The sequence below is a fragment of the Pseudomonas sp. S2_E01 genome, from assembly GCF_054668365.1.
In genome coordinates this window covers 6,231,535-6,250,979 of the sequence record NZ_CP162762.1, presented here as the reverse complement: position 1 = coordinate 6,250,979, position 19,445 = coordinate 6,231,535, and the positions used below count along the sequence as shown (strand labels likewise).

The following is a 19,445-nucleotide window of genomic DNA, read 5'->3' as shown; positions in this document are numbered from 1 at the left end:
CGATCTCTCGTCAGCGGGAGGCGAATTCTACAGCGTTACACGCTGCTGTCAACACCTCTTTTTCACCGCTTTCGACCGAGAAGATCGAACCGCCTATCAAGCGACAACTTCCTGCCTGACCGACTCCTTCCAGGCTTCGATGACCTGAAGCTGAACACTGCCGAAAACCGCGTAACTCGTTGTTTACCAAGGAGTTTTCCGTTTCGACTGCGCCGGAAGTGGGGCGAATTATAGACTCCTGAAATTCGCCGTCAACCCCTAATTTCAGCTTTATTCGGATTTGAGCGAAATACGCGCAAATGCCTTCTTGCCTGCCTGGCAAACGTGAGTGGCACCCAGTGCATATATAAAGGTGCGATCGACAACCTCACCATCCACACGCACACCACCGGAATTGAGCAGGTCACGCGCAACAGCCGAGTTCTTCACCAGGCCTGCTTTATTAAGCACAGCAGCGATCGGCATATCCTCAGCAGCAGACAGTTCGATTTCCGGCAGATCATCCGGCAGCTCGCCATCCTTCATACGGTTGCCAGCACCGCGATGCGCATTCGCCGCAGCCTCTTCCCCATGGAAGCGCGCAACGATTTCTTCGGCCAACTTGATCTTGATGTCACGCGGGTTGGCACCCGCCTCGACCTCGGCACGAAACGCATTGATCTCGTCCATGGACCGAAAGCTGAGCAGCTCGAAGTAACGCCACATCAGTGCATCCGGAATGGAAACCAGCTTGCTGTACATCACGCCCGGCGCTTCCTGAATACCGACGTAGTTGCCCAAGGACTTGGACATCTTTTTCACGCCATCCAGACCTTCGAGCAGCGGCATAGTCAGAATGCACTGGGGCTCCTGACCATAACCACGCTGCAATTCGCGCCCCATCAGCAAATTGAATTTCTGGTCGGTGCCACCCAGTTCGACATCCGCGCGCAGGGCAACCGAGTCATAACCCTGGACAAGCGGATAAAGGAACTCATGGATGGCGATGGGCTGATTGGTCGTATAGCGCTTGTCGAAGTCGTCACGCTCAAGCATGCGAGCGACGGTGTATTGCGAGGTCAGCCGTATGAAGTCCGCTGGCCCCATCTGATCCATCCAGGTGGAGTTGAAGGCTACTTCGGTTTTAGCCGGATCGAGAATCTTGAACACTTGAGTCTTGTAGGTCTCGGCGTTCTCGAGAACCTGCTCGCGAGTCAGCGGAGGACGCGTGGCACTTTTGCCACTCGGATCACCGATCATCCCGGTGAAGTCACCAATAAGGAAGATCACCTGATGCCCCAGCTCCTGGAACTGGCGCAGCTTATTAATAAGCACGGTGTGTCCCAGGTGCAAATCCGGCGCAGTCGGATCGAAGCCAGCCTTAATACGGAGTGGCTGGCCGCGCTTGAGCTTTTCTACCAGCTCGGACTCGACCAACAATTCTTCTGCACCACGTTTGATCAGCGCTAGCTGCTCTTCAACCGACTTCATAACAGACCCGCAAGGCTCGAATTCAAAGGGAACCAACCATACAAGATCACGCGTCAAATACAAAATTTGGCCAGCGCAATGACGCCAATCCACCGGCAGAACGTCCGCAGACTTGCTTCACAGATGATTTGGTTATATTTTATACAGTTATTTCATCTTCATCATGTCATTCATCTTTTCCAATTCATCTTTTTCAAAGTCAAAACTACTTATGACCAACGAATCGTCTAAAGCGCCGCCGCTTTACCCGAAGACCCATCTGCTCGCAGCAAGCGGCATCGCTGCCCTCTTGAGCCTGGCGCTTCTGGTATTCCCTTCCAGTGATGTAGAAGCCAAAAAGACAACCTTGAGTCTTGAACTGGAAAGCCCTGCTGAACAACTGACACAAGATCAAGACGCTGCCGATGCAGCTCAAGCCACAAATGAGGCGGTAACTTCTCCTTTCGCCCAGATCGATAACGGCACCGAAGAGGTTCAGGAAACAGCTCAGGCCGCACCTGCAACTGAAGAGATCAAAAACCCGAACCATCGGGAAGTGATCGTCGCAAAAGGCGACACGCTTTCGACTCTGTTCGAAAAGGTCGGCCTCCCTGCCACCGCAGTGCATGAAGTGCTCGCCAGCGACAAACAGGCCAAGCAGTTCAGCCAGCTCAAGCACGGCCAGAAGCTCGAATTCGAACTCAACCCGCAAGGCCAGCTGACCAACCTGCACAGCAAGGTCAGCGACCTGGAAAGCATTACCCTGACCAAAAATGACAAGGGCTATGTCTTCAACCGCATCACTACCAAGCCAACTGTGCGCTCGGCCTACGCTCATGGCGTGATCAACAGCTCGCTGTCGCAATCGGCTGCACGGGCCGGCTTGTCGCATAGCCTGACCATGGACATGGCCAGCGTCTTCGGCTACGACATCGACTTCGCCCAGGATATTCGCCAGGGCGATGAGTTCGACGTGATCTACGAACAGAAAGTCGTCAATGGCAAGTCGATTGGCAACGGGCCGATCCTCTCCGCGCGCTTCACAAACCGCGGCAAGACTTACACTGCCGTTCGCTACACCAATAAACAAGGCAACAGCAGCTACTACACAGCTGACGGCAACAGCATGCGCAAGGCGTTCATCCGCACGCCGGTAGACTTCGCCCGCATCAGTTCGAAATTCTCCATGGGACGCAAGCATCCGATCCTGAACAAGATCCGCGCCCACAAAGGCGTTGACTATGCTGCACCGCGCGGCACGCCAATCAAGGCAGCGGGAGACGGCAAGGTATTGCTGGCCGGCCGTCGTGGCGGTTACGGCAACACCGTGATCATTCAGCATGGCAACACCTACCGCACGCTATACGGACACATGCAGGGTTTCGCCAAAGGCGTACAGACCGGCAGCTCCGTCAAGCAGGGTCAGGTCATTGGCTACATCGGCACCACCGGTCTTTCCACCGGTCCACATTTGCATTACGAGTTCCAGGTCAACGGCGTACACGTAGACCCGCTGAGCCAGAAACTCGCGATGGCCGACCCCATCTCCAAGGGCGAGCGCTCGCGCTTCCTCGCCCAAAGCCAGCCACTGATGGCGCGCATGGATCAAGAGAAAGCCACCATGCTGGCTTCGAAGCGCTAAGCAATGCCGCTCTATATAGGTGTGATGTCCGGGACCAGCCTCGATGGCCTGGACATTGCGCTGATCGAACTGAATGGGGCGATCAAGCTGATCGCCACGCATTACACTCCGATGCCTGAATCCCTGCGCGCCGAGTTGCTGGGTTTGTGCGCCAGCGGGCCTGACGAGATTGCCCGCTCAGCCATTGCCGAACAGCACTGGGTGAAGCTCGCGGCAGATGGCATTCATGCCCTTCTGAATCAACACAACCTGAAAGCCCAGGACATCCTGGCGATTGGCAGCCATGGCCAGACCATCCGCCACGAGCCGGCACGCGGCTTCACCGTCCAGATTGGCAACCCTGCCCTGCTGACAGAACTGACCGGCATTACGGTCGTAAGCGACTTTCGCAGTCGAGACGTAGCGGCCGGCGGCCAAGGCGCACCTCTGGTTCCTGCATTTCACGAAGCACTCTTTGAAGAACAGGCAGGCAATCGTGCTGTGCTCAACATCGGCGGGTTCAGCAACCTCAGCCTGATCGAGCCCGGCAAACCGGTGGCCGGCTTCGACTGCGGACCTGGAAATGTGCTGCTCGATGCCTGGATTCACCAGCAACGAGGGGAAAACTTCGACCGCAACGGCCAATGGGCCGCCAGCGGCAAAGTGAAACCTGTGCTGCTCAAAGCACTGCTCAGTGACGCGTTCTTCGTGACCAAAGGCCCTAAGAGTACCGGCCGCGAAGTGTTCAACCTGCCATGGCTGACACAGCATCTTTCCGGTCTGCCACCGTTTGCCGCTGAAGATGTGCAGGCGACGCTGCTGGAGCTGACCGCGCTGACCATCATTGAATCGCTGCAAAGCGCCCAAGCGGATACCCGGGAGCTGCTGGTGTGCGGAGGTGGCGCGCACAACGCTAAGCTTATGGCGCGCCTGGCCAGCCTGCTGCCGAACGCAACGGTCAGCAGCACCGCTACGCACGGGGTTGACCCGGACTGGGTCGAGGCCATGGCTTTCGCCTGGCTGGCCCATTGCTGCCTGGAAGGCATCGCGGCCAATCGCCCGAGCGTCACCGGTGCTCGCGGCCTGCGGGTACTCGGCGCCATCTACCCGGCCTGAAGCCAGACAGCAAAACGCCGCAGGACCCGGAAGTCTTGCGGCGCTGGATACTGCCTTGAAATGCGATCAGATCGAGAACGAAGAACCGCAACCACAAGTGGTGGTGGCATTCGGGTTCTTGATGACGAAACGCGAACCCTCCAAACCTTCCTGGTAATCCACCTCGGCACCTGCCAGGTACTGGAAGCTCATCGGGTCAACGACCAGGCTCACGCCCTCGCGCTCGACGATGGTGTCATCATCGGCCACTTCCTCATCGAAGGTGAAGCCGTACTGGAAACCTGAACAACCACCGCCCGTAACGAATACGCGCAGCTTCAAGCGATCATTCCCCTCTTCATCGACCAGGCTCTTCACCTTGTGCGCGGCACCGTGGGTGAATTGCAAAGCCGTGGGGGTGAAGGATTCGACGCTCATGCTAACTATCTCCCGACGTTACGCCGCCATAATGCGTGATGACGCGCATTATCCGCTTCTCCGAGAAAATTGGTCAACTATTTGGGGAGCAGCGGCAAGCTTTGAGCTGCAAGCTTCAAGCTGCTCGCCGACAACTTGCAGCTTGCAGCTTGAGGCTGATGTCAAGGCAACATACCTGCATGGGACAAGCCCAGACGCTCATCCAGACCGAACAGGATGTTCAGGTTTTGCACCGCCTGACCGGACGCGCCCTTGACCAGGTTGTCGATCACCGACAACACCACCACCAGGTCACCGTCCTGCGGACGATGCACAGCGATACGGCAAACGTTGGCGCCGCGCACGCTGCGGGTTTCCGGGTGGCTGCCCGCCGGCATCACATCAACGAAAGGTTCATTGGCATAACGTTTTTCATACAACGCCTGCAAATCCACCGAGCGGTCAACCACTGTCGCGTAAAGCGTCGAGTGAATGCCACGGATCATCGGAGTCAGGTGAGGCACGAAGGTCAGACCGACGTCCTTACCCGCTGCACGCCGCAGGCCCTGGCGAATCTCGGGCAGGTGACGGTGACCTTTGACGGCGTACGCCTTCATGCTTTCCGACGTTTCGGAATACAGCGAACCTACCGAAGCACCACGACCGGCACCACTGACGCCGGATTTGCAGTCCGCGATCAAGCGCGTGGTATCGACCAGGCCAGCTTCAAGCAATGGCAGGAAACCCAATTGGGTGGCGGTTGGATAGCAACCCGGCACGGCGATCAAACGAGTGTGCTTGATCTGCTCGCGATTGACTTCCGGCAAGCCATAGACGGCCTCTTCCAGCAGTTGCGGGGCGCCATGCGGCTGGCCGTACCACTTGGCCCACTCGTCAGCGTCCTGCAGACGGAAGTCCGCCGACAGGTCGATAACCTTGGTCCCGGCCGCCAACAGCTCGCCGGCCAGTGCATGGGCCACCCCATGAGGCGTGGCGAAAAACACCACATCGCAGGCGCCCAAGGTCTTCACGTCCGGAACGCTGAATGCCAGGCCGTCGTAATGACCGCGCAGATTGGGATACATATCTGCCACGGCCAGGCCGGCCTCGGATCGGGAAGTGATGACGACCACTTCAGCTTGCGGATGCTGTGCCAACAGACGCAGCAGTTCGACACCGGTGTAACCCGTGCCGCCGACGATACCGACCTTGACCATAAAACTGCCCTCAACGAACCCACTGGAAAGCCGTCGATGATAGGGGCGGCGAGCGCCTGCGACAACCGTCAAGGTGACGTGCGGGCGCTCAAGCCTCTACTATTCGGGCTACCGTGAACCTGGGAATAATCAAAAATGCTTTATCTGTGGCTCAAAGCGCTTCATATCGTCAGCATGGTCTGCTGGTTTGCCGGCCTGTTTTACCTGCCGCGCCTGTTCGTCTATCACGCGCAAAGCGCAGACGCCATTAGCCAGGAACGCTTCAGCGTCATGGAGCGCAAGCTGTACCGCGGCATCATGGGGCCGGCGATGATTGCCACGCTGATCTTCGGCATCGCGCTGATTGGCCTGAACCCGAGCATCTTCAGTCAAGGCGGCTGGATTCACGCCAAGTTGACGCTGGTGGTGATCCTTATTGGCTACCATCACATGTGCGGCGCGCAGGTGAAACGCTTTGCCCGTGGCGAGAACACCCGCAGCCATGTCTTTTATCGCTGGTTCAATGAAGTGCCGGTTCTGCTATTGCTGGCTATCGTAATTCTGGTCGTCGTTCGACCGTTCTAACTTTAATCAGCCACCCCGGGGTACTGCCAATGTCGCTGCCTGCCTTGCTCGAACAACGCCTGCGCCTGCCCGTCGTGGCGGCGCCGATGTTTCTGATTTCCAATCCTCAATTGGTACTCGCCTGCTGTCGCAACGGCGTTGTCGGCAGCTTTCCTGCGCTGAACCAGCGCGAGAGCAGCGGATTTGAGGCCTGGCTGGAAGAAATCGAAACCGGCCTGGCGACATTGGAGAATCCCGCACCCTATGCGGTGAACCTGATCGTCCACAACAGCAATCCACGACTGCAAGCGGACCTGCAAATCTGCATCGAGCACAAAGTGCCGATTGTGATCACCAGCCTTGGCGCGGTGAAAGAGCTGGTCGATGCGGTTCACAGCTATGGCGGACTGGTTTTCCATGACGTAACGACGCGTCGGCATGCCGAGAAAGCCGCCGAGGCCGGCGTCGACGGTTTGATCGCTGTCGCGGCGGGCGCTGGAGGCCATGCCGGCACCTGGAGCCCGTTTTCGCTGGTCGCCGAAATCCGTCAGTTCTTCGACAAAACACTATTGCTCGCCGGCTGCTTGAACCATGGACACGAGATTCTCGCCGCGCAATTGCTCGGCGCGGATCTGGCCTACTTTGGTACGCGCTTTATCGGCACCACCGAAAGTCATGCACCTGACGCCTATAAAGACATGCTTCTGGCGTCCCGCGCCGCGGACATCATTCATACGCCTGCGGTGTCGGGTGTGCCTGCAAGCTTCATGCGGCAAAGCCTGGAAGCCGCCGGTTTCGACATGACGGCGCTGCAAAACAAGGGAGACGTCAATTTCGGTTCCAAGCTCAAACCCATAAGCGACGAGGCCAAGGCCTGGAAAACTGTCTGGTCCGCCGGACAGGGAGTTGGCGGGATCAGCGACGTGCCTGGCGTAGATCAACTGGTCGCACGGCTGGACGCGGAGTACCGCAAGGCCCTTGAGCTTTCGGCACAGCTTGCGACACGCTGGCCACGCTAAGCGGAAAACTTGGCCAGTCATCCCCGGCTGGCCGTAAACTTGCGACGCATACCCCCCACTATTCAAAACCTCGCGACAAGGATGCCTCGCAATGAGTGACAACCGTTTCAAGATCGTTTTCAACGGCGCGCTACGACCGGGTGTCGAAATCACCACGGCCAAACTCAACCTGGCGGCGTTGTACAAAAGTGATGTTGCGGCAGTGGAACGGCTATTCACCGGGCAGGCGGTGACCCTCAAACAGGGCCTGTCACAGGAGCAAGCGCAAACCTACCTGGAGGCGCTGGCCAAAACCGGGATCGATGCCCGGATTGAAGCCGAACCTGCGATTGAGTTGAGCCTGGCCGACATTCAACATGCGCCTGCCAGCAAGGCGCCCGCATTCGCTGACCCCGAGTCGCCCTATGCCCCGCCCCGCGCCAGCGTTGGCGATAAGCTCCCAGAGTTTGCCGAGCTCAAACCCTTCAGCTTCGCAGGACGCATCGGCCGCCTGCGGTACCTGGCCTGGACCATGGTCCTGATCCTCGTGGTCATCGGCGCCGGCACGACCGCAGCTGTTTTCGCCATCGGGCTGATCAGCAGCGACTCATCTGCCGGGTTGATTCTTGGCGGGCTACTGGCGTTCTTCCTGTGCCTGGCCATTGGGCTCGTCAGCATCCAGATCTGCGTTCAGCGTCTGCACGACATCGGCTGGTCCGGCTGGCTCTGGTTGTTGCACCTCGTTCCAATCGTAGGCAGCGTCTTTCCGTTCGTGATCATGTGCGTGCCGGGCAACCAGGCAGTCAACCGCTACGGCCCTCCGCCTCCGCCCAACAGCACCGCCGTCAAAGTCCTCTCATCGTTGTGGCTCGTACTGATTGCCGTCGTCTTCATTGGTGCACTGGCCGGCGGCTTCAGTACGCTGCAGCAACAATACGAAAGTGCCGCCGAAGCCAGCTACGACAGCAGTGTGATCGACGAAGTGGAAGTCGAGCCGGCCCAGGCCATCGAAATGCCGGATACCGCAGACGAAGAAACCGAACAAGTCCCGGCCCCTGTAGAATCTGCCAAAGAATGAACGGCGCTCCCCGCTCGTGACACCTGCGTCGCGGCGCGCAGCTGCTGCGATGGAGAACTGAATGACCCGTTACGCACTGATCACCGGCGCTTCCAGTGGCATCGGCCTGGCGATGGCCGAGGCGCTGGCTCGCCGTGGCCGCAGCTTGATTCTGGTGGCACGACAACGTGATCAGCTGGAAAGCATCGCCATTGAACTGACGCAGCGATTTGGCGTGGAAGTGTTGTTCCGAGCCTGCGACCTGGGCGAGCCGCTGAGGCTGTCCGGGTTCCTGCTGGAGCTGGAAGAAAGCGATCGGCAAATCGACTTGCTGGTCAACTGCGCCGGCATCGGCACCTGTGGCCCATTCCTCGCGCAAGACTGGATGACCGAGCAGGACCTGATCGAAGTGAACATTCTCGCCCTCACCCGCCTTTGCCACGCCATCGGCAACAGCATGGCGCTGCATGGGGGCGGACAGATCCTCAACGTCGCATCGCTCGCAGCTTTCCATCCCGGTCCCTGGATGAGCACCTATTACGCCAGCAAGGCCTACGTGCTGCATTTCTCCGAAGGGCTGCGCGTCGAGCTGAAGAAGTGCGCAGTCAAGGTTTCGGTGCTCTGTCCGGGCCCCACCCGCACCGCGTTCTACCGCACAGCACAGATGGACACCGACAAATTGGCCAACAGCAATCTGCTGATGAGCCCCGAGGAGGTCGCTCTCTACACCGTGCGCGCCCTGGAAAAAAACCGCGCCATCATTATTCCCGGTCGCCGCAACCGCTGGGTCGCCTGTCTGTCGCGGCTCGGGACGCGCTGGTTGAATCGGACAATCACTGGCATGGTCAACAAGGCTTACTGCCCACGCTGACGGCCGCAAGGCAAAAGGCTGGGCTCGAACAATCCCCATGGGTACACTCAGGCCAGCCCAAACAACGGAGAAAACAGCTGTGGATACTCTGTTCACCAAGATCATCAACCGGGAAATCCCGGCGAAGATTATCTACGAGGACGACCAGGTACTGGCCTTCCACGATATCGCCCCACAAGCGCCGGTACATTTTCTGGTGATCCCGAAGAAACCCGTGCGCACCCTCAACGACCTCACCGAGGACGACAAGGCACTGGCAGGGCATATTCTGTTCACTGCCCAGCGCCTGGCGCTGGAGCTGGGCTGTGAAGAGGGTTTCCGCGTAGTGATGAACTGCAACGAATTGGGTGGGCAGACCGTCTACCACATTCACATGCACGTCCTGGGTCAACGCCAGATGAACTGGCCACCGGGCTGATTGCTCCTCGCCTGTCTGTAGGAGCCAGCTTGCTGGCGATGGTCGAGAACGATATACGGGATGCCAGACAGCCCGCGTCGCCTGAACCACCATCGCCAGCAAGCTGGCTCCTACAGATACAGACGAAACCGTCGTGCAATGACCCAGCGCAAACCTTCCCCGGCCGATTGGGTTAAACTGGCGCCGAGATTCTTCCCGGAGGTCAGCATGACTACCCAACGTCACTACTCGCCCATTGATCGTCTACTGCTGCAAGCCGATGCCGCCATGCGTACCCTGCTGCCTTTCAGCGGCCAGCCGTACCGTCCGTCGCCCGCCATCGTGCAGCCGGAAGCGCAAATGAGCGACGAAGACACCCGGCATGTCGCCGGCCTGATGCGTATCAACCATACCGGCGAAGTGTGCGCCCAGGCGCTATACCAGGGGCAAGCGCTGACGGCCAAGCTGCCGCAGGTTCGCGCTGCCATGGAGCATGCTGCCGAGGAAGAAATCGACCATCTGGTGTGGTGCGAACAACGCATTCATCAGTTGGGCAGCCATACCAGTATTCTCAATCCACTGTTCTATGGCATGTCGTTCGGGATTGGTGCGGTGGCCGGGCTGATCAGCGACAAAGTCAGCCTGGGTTTCGTTGCCGCCACCGAACATCAGGTGTGCAAGCATTTGAACGAGCACCTGGAACAGTTGCCGGCAGAAGATGAGAAGTCCCGGGCGATTCTCGAGCAGATGCGTATCGATGAGGAGCATCATGCCGAGAGTGCTCTGGAAGCGGGTGGTTTCCGTTTTCCGGCGCCGGTGAAGTTCGGGATGAGTTTGTTGGCCAAGGTGATGACCAAGAGTACTTATCGAATTTGAGGTTTAGGTTGACTGGGCGGGCCTTATCGCGACGGTTCGACGCTTCGACAAGCTCGCTCCTACAGGAGCGAGCCGTGACCCAGGTATGAAAAAGGCGACTGCCGTGAGGGAGTCGCCTTTTTTGTGTTCGAAGTTCTTAGTTCGGCATGTTGCGCGCGTAGAAGATTTCGAGCATTTCGTGCTTCACACGTTCGGTCACCTGGGCGCGCTGCTCAGGGGACAGGCTACCGGTGGCGTCGCCGAACAGGTAGTTATCCAGTTCGAAGTTCTTCAGCAGCATTTTGGTGTGGAACAGGTTTTCCTGATACACGTTCACGTCGGTCATCTGATACGCGTCGCGCGTGTCGTCAGACAGGTAGTTCTGGATCGAGTTGATCTCGTGATCGATGAAGTGCTTCTTGCCTTCGACATCACGGGTGAAACCGCGTACGCGATAATCCACGGTCACGATGTCCGAATCGAACTGGTGAATCAGGAAGTTGAGCGCCTTGAGCGGTGAAATGACGCCACAGGTCGATACGTCGATATCGACACGGAAGGTAGCAATACCATCGTCCGGATGGATTTCCGGGTAGGTGTGCACCGTGATGTGGCTCTTGTCGAGGTGGGCCAGGATGATTTCCGGCAACGGGCCCGGGGACTCTTCGATCTGGCTCTCGGTCGGGGTCACCGGTTCTTCAGAGATCAGGATCGTAACGCTGGCGCCCTGCGGTTCGTAGTCCTGACTGGCGATGTTCAGGATGTTGGCACCAATGATATCGACAACTTCCGTGAGGATCTGCGTCAGACGTTTCGCGTTGTACTCTTCATTGATGTACTCGACGTAGGCCTGCTGGTCTTGCGGGGTTTCCGCGTAGCAGATGTCATAGATGTTGAAGCTCAAGGTCTTTGTCAGGTTATTGAACCCGTGGAGCTTGAGTTTGCTTTTCACCGTTAAAAACTCTCTATGTATTGCGGCCCGGCCGCGTGATCAAGCATGCCCGTCAGATGCGAACGACGCACCTGCGTAGGACGGTTAACACCTCTTCGCGATGGCGATTTTGGTTGTCTGATCGGGTAAGCGGCCTGTCGGCTGACGGGCCACCACCCTGAAAAAAGTGGCGCATTATGCAGACGTCAGCCATGGATCGCCAGAGTCTGCACTGCTTTTATGATAGTTGAATGTCGATTCAACCCAACTCGACGATTTCGTAGTCGTGGGTAATCGCAACGCCGGCGGCGCCGAGCATGATGGACGCCGAGCAATACTTCTCGGCAGACAGCTCAATGGCGCGTTTGACCTGGGCTTCTTTCAGCCCACGGCCCTTGACCACAAAGTGCATGTGAATCTTGGTGAAGACCTTTGGATCCTCGCTCGCACGCTCGGCCTCGAGGAAGGCTTCGCAGCTTTCAACGGCCTGGCGGGATTTCTTGAGGATGCTGACCACATCGAAATTGCTGCATCCACCTACACCCAGCAGGAGCATTTCCATCGGCCGCACGCCCAGGTTACGACCACCGGCATCGGGCGGACCGTCCATGACCACGACATGACCGCTACCGGACTCGCCGAGGAACATGGCTTCGCCAGCCCATTGAATGCGTGCCTTCATCGCCAAGACTCCACTGTCTAAAAAAGGGTCGCCAGCTTAGCACAGGGCCCAGGATTGACAGCGCCCGCCTTCCTAGGACATAACCGGTCGCTTTGTAGGTAAATTCTCGAATATAGCAGGGAGTGTCTGTTAAGCTGACGCCAAATAGCTGGCGCTTAGCCAGCTTTGCAGCAACCTCAGCGCCTCATAAAAAAACCAAACACACCGTGCAGTCTTTTCGAGATACAACCATGGTTGTTATTGCCCCAACCCCCAAAATCAAGAACCTCGACAAGTTGTTGATGCATTGCCAGCGTCGGCGTCATGCCGCCAAGAGCAATATCATTTGTGCAGGCGACCGCTCAGAAACGCTGTTCTACATCATTAGGGGCTCGGTCACCATCCTGATCGAGGATGACGACGGCCGCGAAATGATCATCGCCTACCTCAACACCGGGGACTTTTTTGGTGAGTTGGGCCTGTTTGAGCAAGCCGGCCAGGAACAGGAACGCAGTGCCTGGGTTCGCGCGAAAGTCGAGTGCGAGGTCGCGGAAATCAGCTACACGAAATTTCGCGAGCTCTCCCATCAAGACCCCGACATTCTTTACGCGCTTAGCGGACAAATCGCACAACGCCTGCGTAACACCACACGCAAGGTCGGCGACCTGGCCTTCTTCGACGTGACCGGCCGTGTTGCCCGCTGCCTGTTGGAACTGTGCAAACAGCCCGACGCCATGACTCACCCCGATGGCATGCAGATCAAGGTTACGCGTCAGGAGATCGGGCGGATTGTCGGGTGCTCTCGGGAAATGGTCGGGCGTGTGCTCAAGGATCTGGAAGAGCGCAACCTGGTGAACGTCAAAGGCAAGACCATGGTGGTGTTCGGGACTCGATAAGCCCAAAACTCAACCGCCGAACATCTCTCCCAGCAGTTGCCGATAGAGTTCGTCCAGACGTGTCAGCGCATCCGGCGCCGTGAATTTCTCGTGCAGGGCGATGTGGCTCTGCGCACGGACGCGTTGCTCCAGGCCACAGGCCTCGTTGAAGCGATTGACGGCCGTGACCATCGATTCACGCTCGTCATCCAGCAGCATCGCCCCGTGCACCAGCCCCACCGGACGCTGTCCACCCTGACTCTGGCGCCAGCGCTGGGCGGTGCCGACCATCTTGCGTCCGTCCAGGTTGACGTTGAAGCGGCCGTCGCAAAATGCACCGTCGATTTCCCCAAGTGACGACGCGCCACCCAGTTCGTCGAGCAATTCACAGATCGGATTACACAGGCGCAGGTAGCCGGACTCGATTCGGTTCAAATCCCCTTCGCTGCGCGGTGGTGCGTAGACGAGGGCGATATTGAGGGTGGACGCCGATTGGGGAACCGGCTCACCACCGGTTTCGCGCAGCAGCACAGGCCAGCCGGCAGCGGCACTGACTTCGCAGGCATGATCGAAATCGGGCAGACGATTCAGGCGGCGCGGCATGACCAATGCCCGGTCGCTGGGTTGCCAGAACAGCAGGCCGAACTCTGAAGCGCCGGCGCAGACCGAGGCGAGCAGGTCCTGTTCGGCTTGCAGGCCGGCGTCGATGGTCAGGGACAGGGCTCGCGACATGGGTGGCTCCGGCAGGCTTCAGTTCTTTGGGGGATTTGAAGGCCTCATCGCGGGCAAGCCCGCGATGGGGTCGACTCGATCAGTCGAGCGTGGAACCACTCACCGGAACACCACGTTCCGGGAAGAACAGGCGCTGCAACTCCATGCCCGGTTGCTCGGCGCGCATGAACGCTTCGCCCACCAGAAAGGCGTATACGTCGCTGATTTCCATCAGTTCCACATCCGCCCGATTGAGAATGCCGCTTTCAGTGATCACCAGGCGATCGCGCGGGATTCGCGGCAACAGGTCCAGTGTGGTTTCCAGGCTGACCTCGAAGGTGTGCAGATTACGGTTGTTCACACCCACCAACGGCGTGTCGAGGGTGTTCAATGCCCGCTCCAGTTCGTCGCCATCATGAACTTCCACCAGCACATCGAGGCCAACGCTCTTGGCCACCGCTGCCAGTTCGGCCATTTTCACGTCATCCAGCGCGGAGACGATCAACAGCACACAGTCAGCGCCTAATGCCCGCGCCTCGACGATCTGGTAGGGATCGATCATGAAGTCCTTGCGGATCACTGGCAGCTTGCAGGCGGCACGTGCCTGTTGCAGGTAAACATCGGCGCCCTGGAAGTAGTCGACGTCAGTGAGCACGGAAAGGCAGGTCGCGCCGCCCTTCTCATAGCTCCTGGCGATTTCCTCAGGCACAAAGTGCTCGCGGATCACGCCTTTACTTGGCGACGCTTTCTTGATTTCGGCAATCACCGCCGGCTGTTTCGACTTGGCCTGTGCGATCAATGCCTGGGCAAAGCCTCGCGGGGCGTCGGCCGCCTTGGCCAGGGTTTCCAGCTCCGCGAGGCTCACACGAGCATTACGCTCAGCGACTTCCTCGACCTTGCGCGCCAGAATTTTTTCCAGAACCGTGGGTACACTCATCCCTCATTCTCCACTTTGAATACCGCCGTAAACGCACCCAACTCCTCCAGTTTTTCTCGAGCGAGACCGGTGTGCAGCGCGTCATGCGCCAGGGCAACGCCCTCTTTCAGACTGCTGGCGTGATCGGCGGCGTACAGCGCAGCACCCGCGTTGAGCATGATCATTTCGGCAGCTTTCTGACCGTTTTCAGTTTTGCGCTTGCCCAGGGCATCGCGAATCAGCTCGTAGGAGGCTGCCGGGCTTTCCACCGCCAACCCATGCAGGCTCTGGCTCTTCATGCCCAGGTCTTCGGGCTCGACCCAATACTCGGTGATCTGGTCGTTTTTCAGTTCAGCCACAAATGTCGGCGCGGCCAGGCTGAATTCATCCAGGCCGTCCTTGGAGTGCACCACCAGCACGTGTTTGCTGCCCAGGCGCTGCAATACTTCGGCCAGAGGCCGGCACAAGGCCTGGGTGAAAACACCTACCACCTGATGCTTGACGCCGGCCGGATTCGTAAGCGGGCCGAGCATGTTGAACAGGGTACGCAGGCCCAACTCCTTGCGCGGGCCGGCAGCATGCTTCATCGCGCTGTGGTGCGTCTGCGCAAACATGAAGCCGATGCCGACGTTATCGATGCAGCGCGCCACTTGCACCGGAGTCAGGTTCAAGTAGATACCGGCCGCCTCCAGCAAGTCGGCACTGCCGCTCTTGCCCGACACCGCGCGATTGCCATGCTTGGCCACGGTGCAGCCGGCGGCCGACACCACGAACGCAGATGCGGTCGACACGTTGAAAATATTGGCGCCGTCACCACCGGTGCCCACCACATCGACTACGCCATCAAGGGTGTTGAGTTCGACTTTGTCCGCCAGCTCGCGCATGACCGACACGGCACCCACGATTTCGTCGATGCTTTCACTCTTCATGCGCATGGCCATCATGAACGCGCCGATCTGCGCATCCGTGCATTGCCCGGTCATGATTTCGCGCATTACATCGCGCATCTCTTCGGTGCTGAGGTCGAGGTGATCGACGATACGGCTCAGGGCAGTCTTGATGTTCATTGAAAGTCCTTAGCGCGTGCCGCCGGTTTGTTTAAGAAAGTTGGCAAACAGTTCGTGCCCTTGTTCGGTCAGGATCGACTCAGGGTGAAACTGCACGCCCTCGATGTTCAGTGTCTTGTGACGCAGGCCCATGATCTCGTCGATCGAACCATCTTCCAGCTGGGTCCAGGCGGTCAACTCCAAACAGTCAGGCAGAGTTTCGCGCTTGACGATCAAGGAGTGGTAGCGAGTAACTGTCAGAGGATGATTCAACCCTTCGAACACGCCCTTGTCTTCGTGGAACACCGGGCTGGTCTTGCCGTGCATCACCTGACGGGCGCGGACCACGTCACCACCGAACGCCTGGCCGATGGATTGGTGACCCAGGCAGACGCCAAGAATCGGCAATTTACCGCCAAAATGCTTGATCACGTCGATAGAAACGCCCGCTTCCGTCGGCGTGCAGGGACCAGGGGAAACCACGATCCGCTCAGGGTTCAGGGCTTCGATTTCGGCGATGGTAAGCTCATCGTTGCGCACGACCTTGACCTCGGCACCGAGCTCGCCGAGGTATTGCACAACGTTGTAAGTAAAAGAGTCGTAGTTATCGATCATCAGCAACATGGCTGGAAAACCTCTTGAATTCACTGACTTTAAAGGCTGCCTTCGAAGGAGTGACCCGCAGCGTCCAGCACTCCGTCAACCAGAGCGGCATGGCATACGGGCCGCGCTCATCGGTCAGCTTTGCGGGGTTTGCTCAGCCAGGGCGACTGCACGGAACATCGCCCGACGCTTGTTCAGGGTTTCTTCCCACTCCAGCACCGGCACCGAGTCGGCGACGATGCCGCCCCCGGCCTGCACGTGCAGTTCGCCGTCCTTGATCACCGCGGTCCGAATGGCGATCGCGGTGTCCATGTTGCCGTTCCAGGCGAAATACCCGACCGCGCCGCCGTAGACGCCCCGTTTGACCGGCTCCAGCTCGTCGATGATCTCCATTGCGCGAATCTTCGGTGCACCGGACAAGGTGCCCGCCGGCAGGATGGCGCGCAATGCGTCCATCGCCGTCAACCCGGCCTTCAACTGGCCAGTGACGTTGGAAACGATGTGCATGACGTTTGAGTAACGTTCGATGACCATCTTTTCCGTGAGTTTTACCGAGCCGACTTCCGACACGCGACCGGTGTCATTGCGCCCCAGGTCGATCAGCATCAGGTGTTCGGCGATTTCCTTGTCGTCGGACAGCAGGTCCTTTTCCAGGGCCAGATCCGCCTCTTCAGTGGCGCCGCGCGGCCGAGTACCGGCGATCGGGCGCACCGTGATCAGGTTGTCCTCGACCCGCACCAGCACTTCCGGCGAGCTGCCGACGACGTGGAAGTCGCCGAAGTTGAAGAAGTACATATAAGGCGTCGGGTTGAAGCAACGCAGCGCCCGGTACAGATCGATAGGCGCAGCCTTGAAGTCGATCGACATGCGCTGGGACGGCACGACCTGCATGCAGTCACCGGCGAGGATGTATTCCTTGATGGTGTCGACGGCTTTTTCGTAATCGTGCTGGGTGAAACTGGAGCGGAATACAGGATCAGCGGCTTGCTGCTGACTGAAATCCAGGCCCCGGCGCGGGGTGATCGGCTGACGCAGTTTTTCCAGCAACGCTTCCAGGCGCACGCGCCCTTGCTCGAAGGCGTCTTCCTGCGCCGGATCGGCCAGGACGATTGCGTGCATCTTGCCGGCGAGGTTGTCGAACACCACCACGGCATCGGAGACCATCAGCAGAATATCCGGCACGCCCAGCGGGTCCGGGTTGGGGCATTTTCCGAGACGTTTTTCCACGTAACGCACGCAGTCGTAACCGAAGTAGCCCACCAGTCCGCCATTGAAGCGCGGCAGCCCCGGGATGGTCGGGACGTTGTAACGGGCCTTGAAGGTTTCGACGAACGCCAGCGGATCGTCCACGTCATGGCTTTCGATCTCGACACCGTCATGGGTCACGCTGACGTGATGATCGTGTACCCGCAGCACGGTACGGCATGGCAGGCCGATGATCGAGTATCGGCCCCACTTCTCACCGCCTTGCACCGATTCGAGCAGGTAGGAATTAGGTTCGTCGGCCAGTTTCAGGTAGATCGACAGCGGCGTGTCGAAGTCGGCCAGGGTTTCGCAGGCAAGCGGAATGCGGTTGTAGCCGGCAGCGGCCAAGCGCAGGAATTCTTCGCGGATCATGGTGTAGCCTCGTGGCTTGAGGTGCGAACAGTCAGGTATGCAAACGCGCCGGACATACCGGCCAGGAAAAAGTCAGGCGCGCCAACGCCAGCGGGCCAGGGCCTTGATAACTTTCATCCAGAGTTTGCGAGTGACCACCACGATGGCGTTTCCAGAAGGGGATTGAACAGCGTCGCCCAACGTTATCTCAGCAGCCGGATCCAGGCAACCGGGAATTAACGTGCGCAGATCGTCAATGACCAGTGCTGGCGACTCTTCGGCAATCGGGCGACCGTGGTTGTAGCCATAGCTCAAGGCCACGCACTTGACCCCCGCCGCCTTCGCCGCCAGCACATCGCTGCGCGAATCGCCGACAAACAACGATTGCGACGCCGGGACGTTGGCCATTTTCATCACGAAAAACAGCGCAGCCGGGTCGGGTTTCTTCTGCGGCAGGGTATCACCACCGATGATCCACTTGAAATAACGGCCGATTTTCATCTGATCCAGCAGCGGCGCGACGAAGCGCTCCGGCTTGTTGGTGATCAGGGCCATTTCCACGCCTTGCTTGCTCAACCACTTGAGGGTGTCACGCACACCGGGGTAAACCACTGTCAGCTCGTGGCCATCCTCATAGAAACCGTTGAATAACTGCAGGGCATGCTCGGCCTCGACCTCATCGACACCCTCGGCATCGATGTGATTGGCCAGGGCGCGGCGCACCAGCATGTGTACGCCATTGCCAACCCACTGGCGCACCGCATCGATACCGGCCGGTGGGCGCCCGAGCTTGAGCAGCATGTTGTCCACCGCCGCCGCGAGGTCAGGGACGGAATCGATCAGAGTGCCATCCAGATCGAACATCACCAGACGCGGCAGGCGGCCGGGGAACAGCTGCTCGAAGCCACTCATGGGCGAGTCAGCGCCAGTTCGGCGCGCATCTTCTCGATCACTTCCTGATAGTTCGGCGCATTAAAGATCGCCGAGCCCGCCACGAAGGTGTCGGCGCCAGCGGCGGCGATTTCACGGATGTTGTTGACGTTCACGCCGCCATCGATTTCCAGGCGGATATCGCGACCGGACGCATCGATCAGCGCGCGGGCTTCACGCAGCTTGTCGAGGGTGCCCGGGATGAATTTCTGCCCGCCAAAGCCCGGGTTTACGCTCATCAGCAGAATCATGTCAACCTTGTCCATCACGTACTTGAGCACGTCCAGCGGAGTCGCCGGGTTGAACACCAGGCCCGACTTGCAGCCGCCTTCGCGGATCAGTTGCAGGGAACGGTCGATGTGCTGAGTGGCTTCGGGGTGGAAGGTGATGTACGTCGCGCCCGCTTCGATAAAGTCACCGACGATGCGGTCCACCGGGCTGACCATCAGGTGCGCGTCGATCGGCGCGGTCACGCCATACTTGCGCAGCGCAGCGCAGACCATCGGGCCGATGGTCAGGTTCGGTACGTAATGGTTGTCCATGACATCGAAGTGTACGAAGTCGGCGCCGGCGGCCAGGACATTGTCCACTTCCTCGCCCAGACGGGCGAAGTCGGCGGAGAGAATCGACGGAGCAATTACGAAGGGCTGCATGAC

Annotated in this window: 21 protein-coding genes; 9 read left to right on the top strand and 12 right to left on the bottom strand. The window is 58.8% G+C overall.

Annotated features, from left to right (window positions below; all coding sequences use genetic code 11):
- Nucleotides 1-270: 270 nt before the first annotated feature.
- Nucleotides 271-1,470 carry a tyrosine--tRNA ligase gene (gene tyrS / locus AB4O36_RS28835; RefSeq protein WP_460126881.1) on the bottom strand — a complete coding sequence of 400 codons (1,200 nt, stop codon included), beginning with the start codon at nt 1,468-1,470 and terminating at the stop codon, nt 271-273.
- 211 nt (nt 1,471-1,681) lie between these two features.
- Here tyrS and AB4O36_RS28830 point away from each other — a divergent pair, with 211 nt between their 5' ends.
- Entirely contained in the window at nt 1,682-3,091 is a 1,410-nt protein-coding gene (locus tag AB4O36_RS28830; protein ID WP_460140816.1) for a peptidoglycan DD-metalloendopeptidase family protein, read from the top strand.
- A gap of 3 nt (nt 3,092-3,094) precedes the next feature.
- Nucleotides 3,095-4,186, top strand: a complete 1,092-nt coding sequence (locus AB4O36_RS28825; RefSeq protein ID WP_460140815.1) for an anhydro-N-acetylmuramic acid kinase — start codon at nt 3,095-3,097, stop codon at nt 4,184-4,186.
- 66 nt (nt 4,187-4,252) lie between these two features.
- On the opposite strand, the gene erpA is transcribed toward AB4O36_RS28825, so the two are convergent.
- Nucleotides 4,253-4,603 carry an iron-sulfur cluster insertion protein ErpA gene (erpA, locus tag AB4O36_RS28820; RefSeq protein ID WP_007906865.1) on the bottom strand — a complete coding sequence of 117 codons (351 nt, stop codon included), beginning with the start codon at nt 4,601-4,603 and terminating at the stop codon, nt 4,253-4,255.
- Nucleotides 4,604-4,764: 161 nt separating this feature from the next.
- A complete protein-coding gene (argC, locus tag AB4O36_RS28815) occupies nt 4,765-5,799 on the bottom strand; it encodes an N-acetyl-gamma-glutamyl-phosphate reductase (protein WP_460140814.1) in 1,035 nt (344 codons plus the stop codon).
- A 135-nt stretch (nt 5,800-5,934) separates the two neighbouring features.
- Here argC and hemJ point away from each other — a divergent pair, with 135 nt between their 5' ends.
- From hemJ to coq7, 6 genes are all read left to right on the top strand, one after another.
- Nucleotides 5,935-6,363 (top strand): protoporphyrinogen oxidase HemJ, encoded by a 429-nt coding sequence (gene hemJ, locus AB4O36_RS28810; protein WP_460140813.1) that lies wholly within the window; start codon nt 5,935-5,937, stop codon nt 6,361-6,363.
- Between the two features lie 29 nt (nt 6,364-6,392).
- Nucleotides 6,393-7,361, top strand: a complete 969-nt coding sequence (locus AB4O36_RS28805; RefSeq protein WP_460140812.1) for an NAD(P)H-dependent flavin oxidoreductase — start codon at nt 6,393-6,395, stop codon at nt 7,359-7,361.
- Between the two features lie 91 nt (nt 7,362-7,452).
- Nucleotides 7,453-8,418, top strand: a complete 966-nt coding sequence (locus AB4O36_RS28800) for a DUF805 domain-containing protein (RefSeq protein WP_460120389.1) — start codon at nt 7,453-7,455, stop codon at nt 8,416-8,418.
- Nucleotides 8,419-8,479: 61 nt separating this feature from the next.
- Nucleotides 8,480-9,268: an SDR family NAD(P)-dependent oxidoreductase gene (locus tag AB4O36_RS28795; protein WP_460120387.1), complete on the top strand. Its 789-nt coding sequence runs from the start codon at nt 8,480-8,482 to the stop codon at nt 9,266-9,268.
- 79 nt (nt 9,269-9,347) lie between these two features.
- Nucleotides 9,348-9,686, top strand: coding sequence for a histidine triad nucleotide-binding protein (locus AB4O36_RS28790; RefSeq protein WP_017128660.1), 339 nt, complete (start codon nt 9,348-9,350; stop codon nt 9,684-9,686).
- Between the two features lie 207 nt (nt 9,687-9,893).
- Nucleotides 9,894-10,541, top strand: coding sequence for a 2-polyprenyl-3-methyl-6-methoxy-1,4-benzoquinone monooxygenase (gene coq7, locus AB4O36_RS28785; RefSeq protein WP_460140811.1), 648 nt, complete (start codon nt 9,894-9,896; stop codon nt 10,539-10,541).
- 136 nt (nt 10,542-10,677) lie between these two features.
- Here the strand turns inward: coq7 and speD are convergent, their stop codons facing one another.
- Entirely contained in the window at nt 10,678-11,472 is a 795-nt protein-coding gene (gene speD, locus AB4O36_RS28780) for an adenosylmethionine decarboxylase (protein WP_460120383.1), read from the bottom strand.
- Nucleotides 11,473-11,710: 238 nt separating this feature from the next.
- Entirely contained in the window at nt 11,711-12,133 is a 423-nt protein-coding gene (locus AB4O36_RS28775; protein ID WP_285419348.1) for an OsmC family protein, read from the bottom strand.
- Nucleotides 12,134-12,363: 230 nt separating this feature from the next.
- Here AB4O36_RS28775 and crp point away from each other — a divergent pair, with 230 nt between their 5' ends.
- Entirely contained in the window at nt 12,364-13,008 is a 645-nt protein-coding gene (gene crp / locus AB4O36_RS28770) for a cAMP-activated global transcriptional regulator CRP (RefSeq protein WP_460140810.1), read from the top strand.
- A gap of 9 nt (nt 13,009-13,017) precedes the next feature.
- Here the strand turns inward: crp and AB4O36_RS28765 are convergent, their stop codons facing one another.
- The 7 genes from AB4O36_RS28765 to rpe form a co-directional block, all read right to left on the bottom strand.
- On the bottom strand, nt 13,018-13,719 hold the full coding sequence (locus AB4O36_RS28765) for a lipoate--protein ligase family protein (protein WP_460140809.1): 702 nt from the start codon (nt 13,717-13,719) through the stop codon (nt 13,018-13,020).
- 79 nt (nt 13,720-13,798) lie between these two features.
- A complete protein-coding gene (gene trpC, locus AB4O36_RS28760; protein WP_460120377.1) occupies nt 13,799-14,635 on the bottom strand; it encodes an indole-3-glycerol phosphate synthase TrpC in 837 nt (278 codons plus the stop codon).
- Entirely contained in the window at nt 14,632-15,681 is a 1,050-nt protein-coding gene (trpD, locus tag AB4O36_RS28755) for an anthranilate phosphoribosyltransferase (protein WP_460140808.1), read from the bottom strand. The genes trpC and trpD overlap by 4 nt, the downstream gene beginning before the upstream one ends.
- A 9-nt stretch (nt 15,682-15,690) precedes the next feature.
- On the bottom strand, nt 15,691-16,284 hold the full coding sequence (locus AB4O36_RS28750) for an aminodeoxychorismate/anthranilate synthase component II (protein ID WP_201191896.1): 594 nt from the start codon (nt 16,282-16,284) through the stop codon (nt 15,691-15,693).
- Between the two features lie 114 nt (nt 16,285-16,398).
- Nucleotides 16,399-17,880, bottom strand: coding sequence for an anthranilate synthase component I (gene trpE, locus AB4O36_RS28745; protein ID WP_460140807.1), 1,482 nt, complete (start codon nt 17,878-17,880; stop codon nt 16,399-16,401).
- A 72-nt stretch (nt 17,881-17,952) separates the two neighbouring features.
- Nucleotides 17,953-18,771, bottom strand: coding sequence for a phosphoglycolate phosphatase (locus tag AB4O36_RS28740; protein ID WP_460120368.1), 819 nt, complete (start codon nt 18,769-18,771; stop codon nt 17,953-17,955).
- Nucleotides 18,768-19,442 carry a ribulose-phosphate 3-epimerase gene (gene rpe, locus AB4O36_RS28735; protein WP_460120366.1) on the bottom strand — a complete coding sequence of 225 codons (675 nt, stop codon included), beginning with the start codon at nt 19,440-19,442 and terminating at the stop codon, nt 18,768-18,770. The genes AB4O36_RS28740 and rpe overlap by 4 nt, the downstream gene beginning before the upstream one ends.
- Nucleotides 19,443-19,445: the final 3 nt, after the last annotated feature.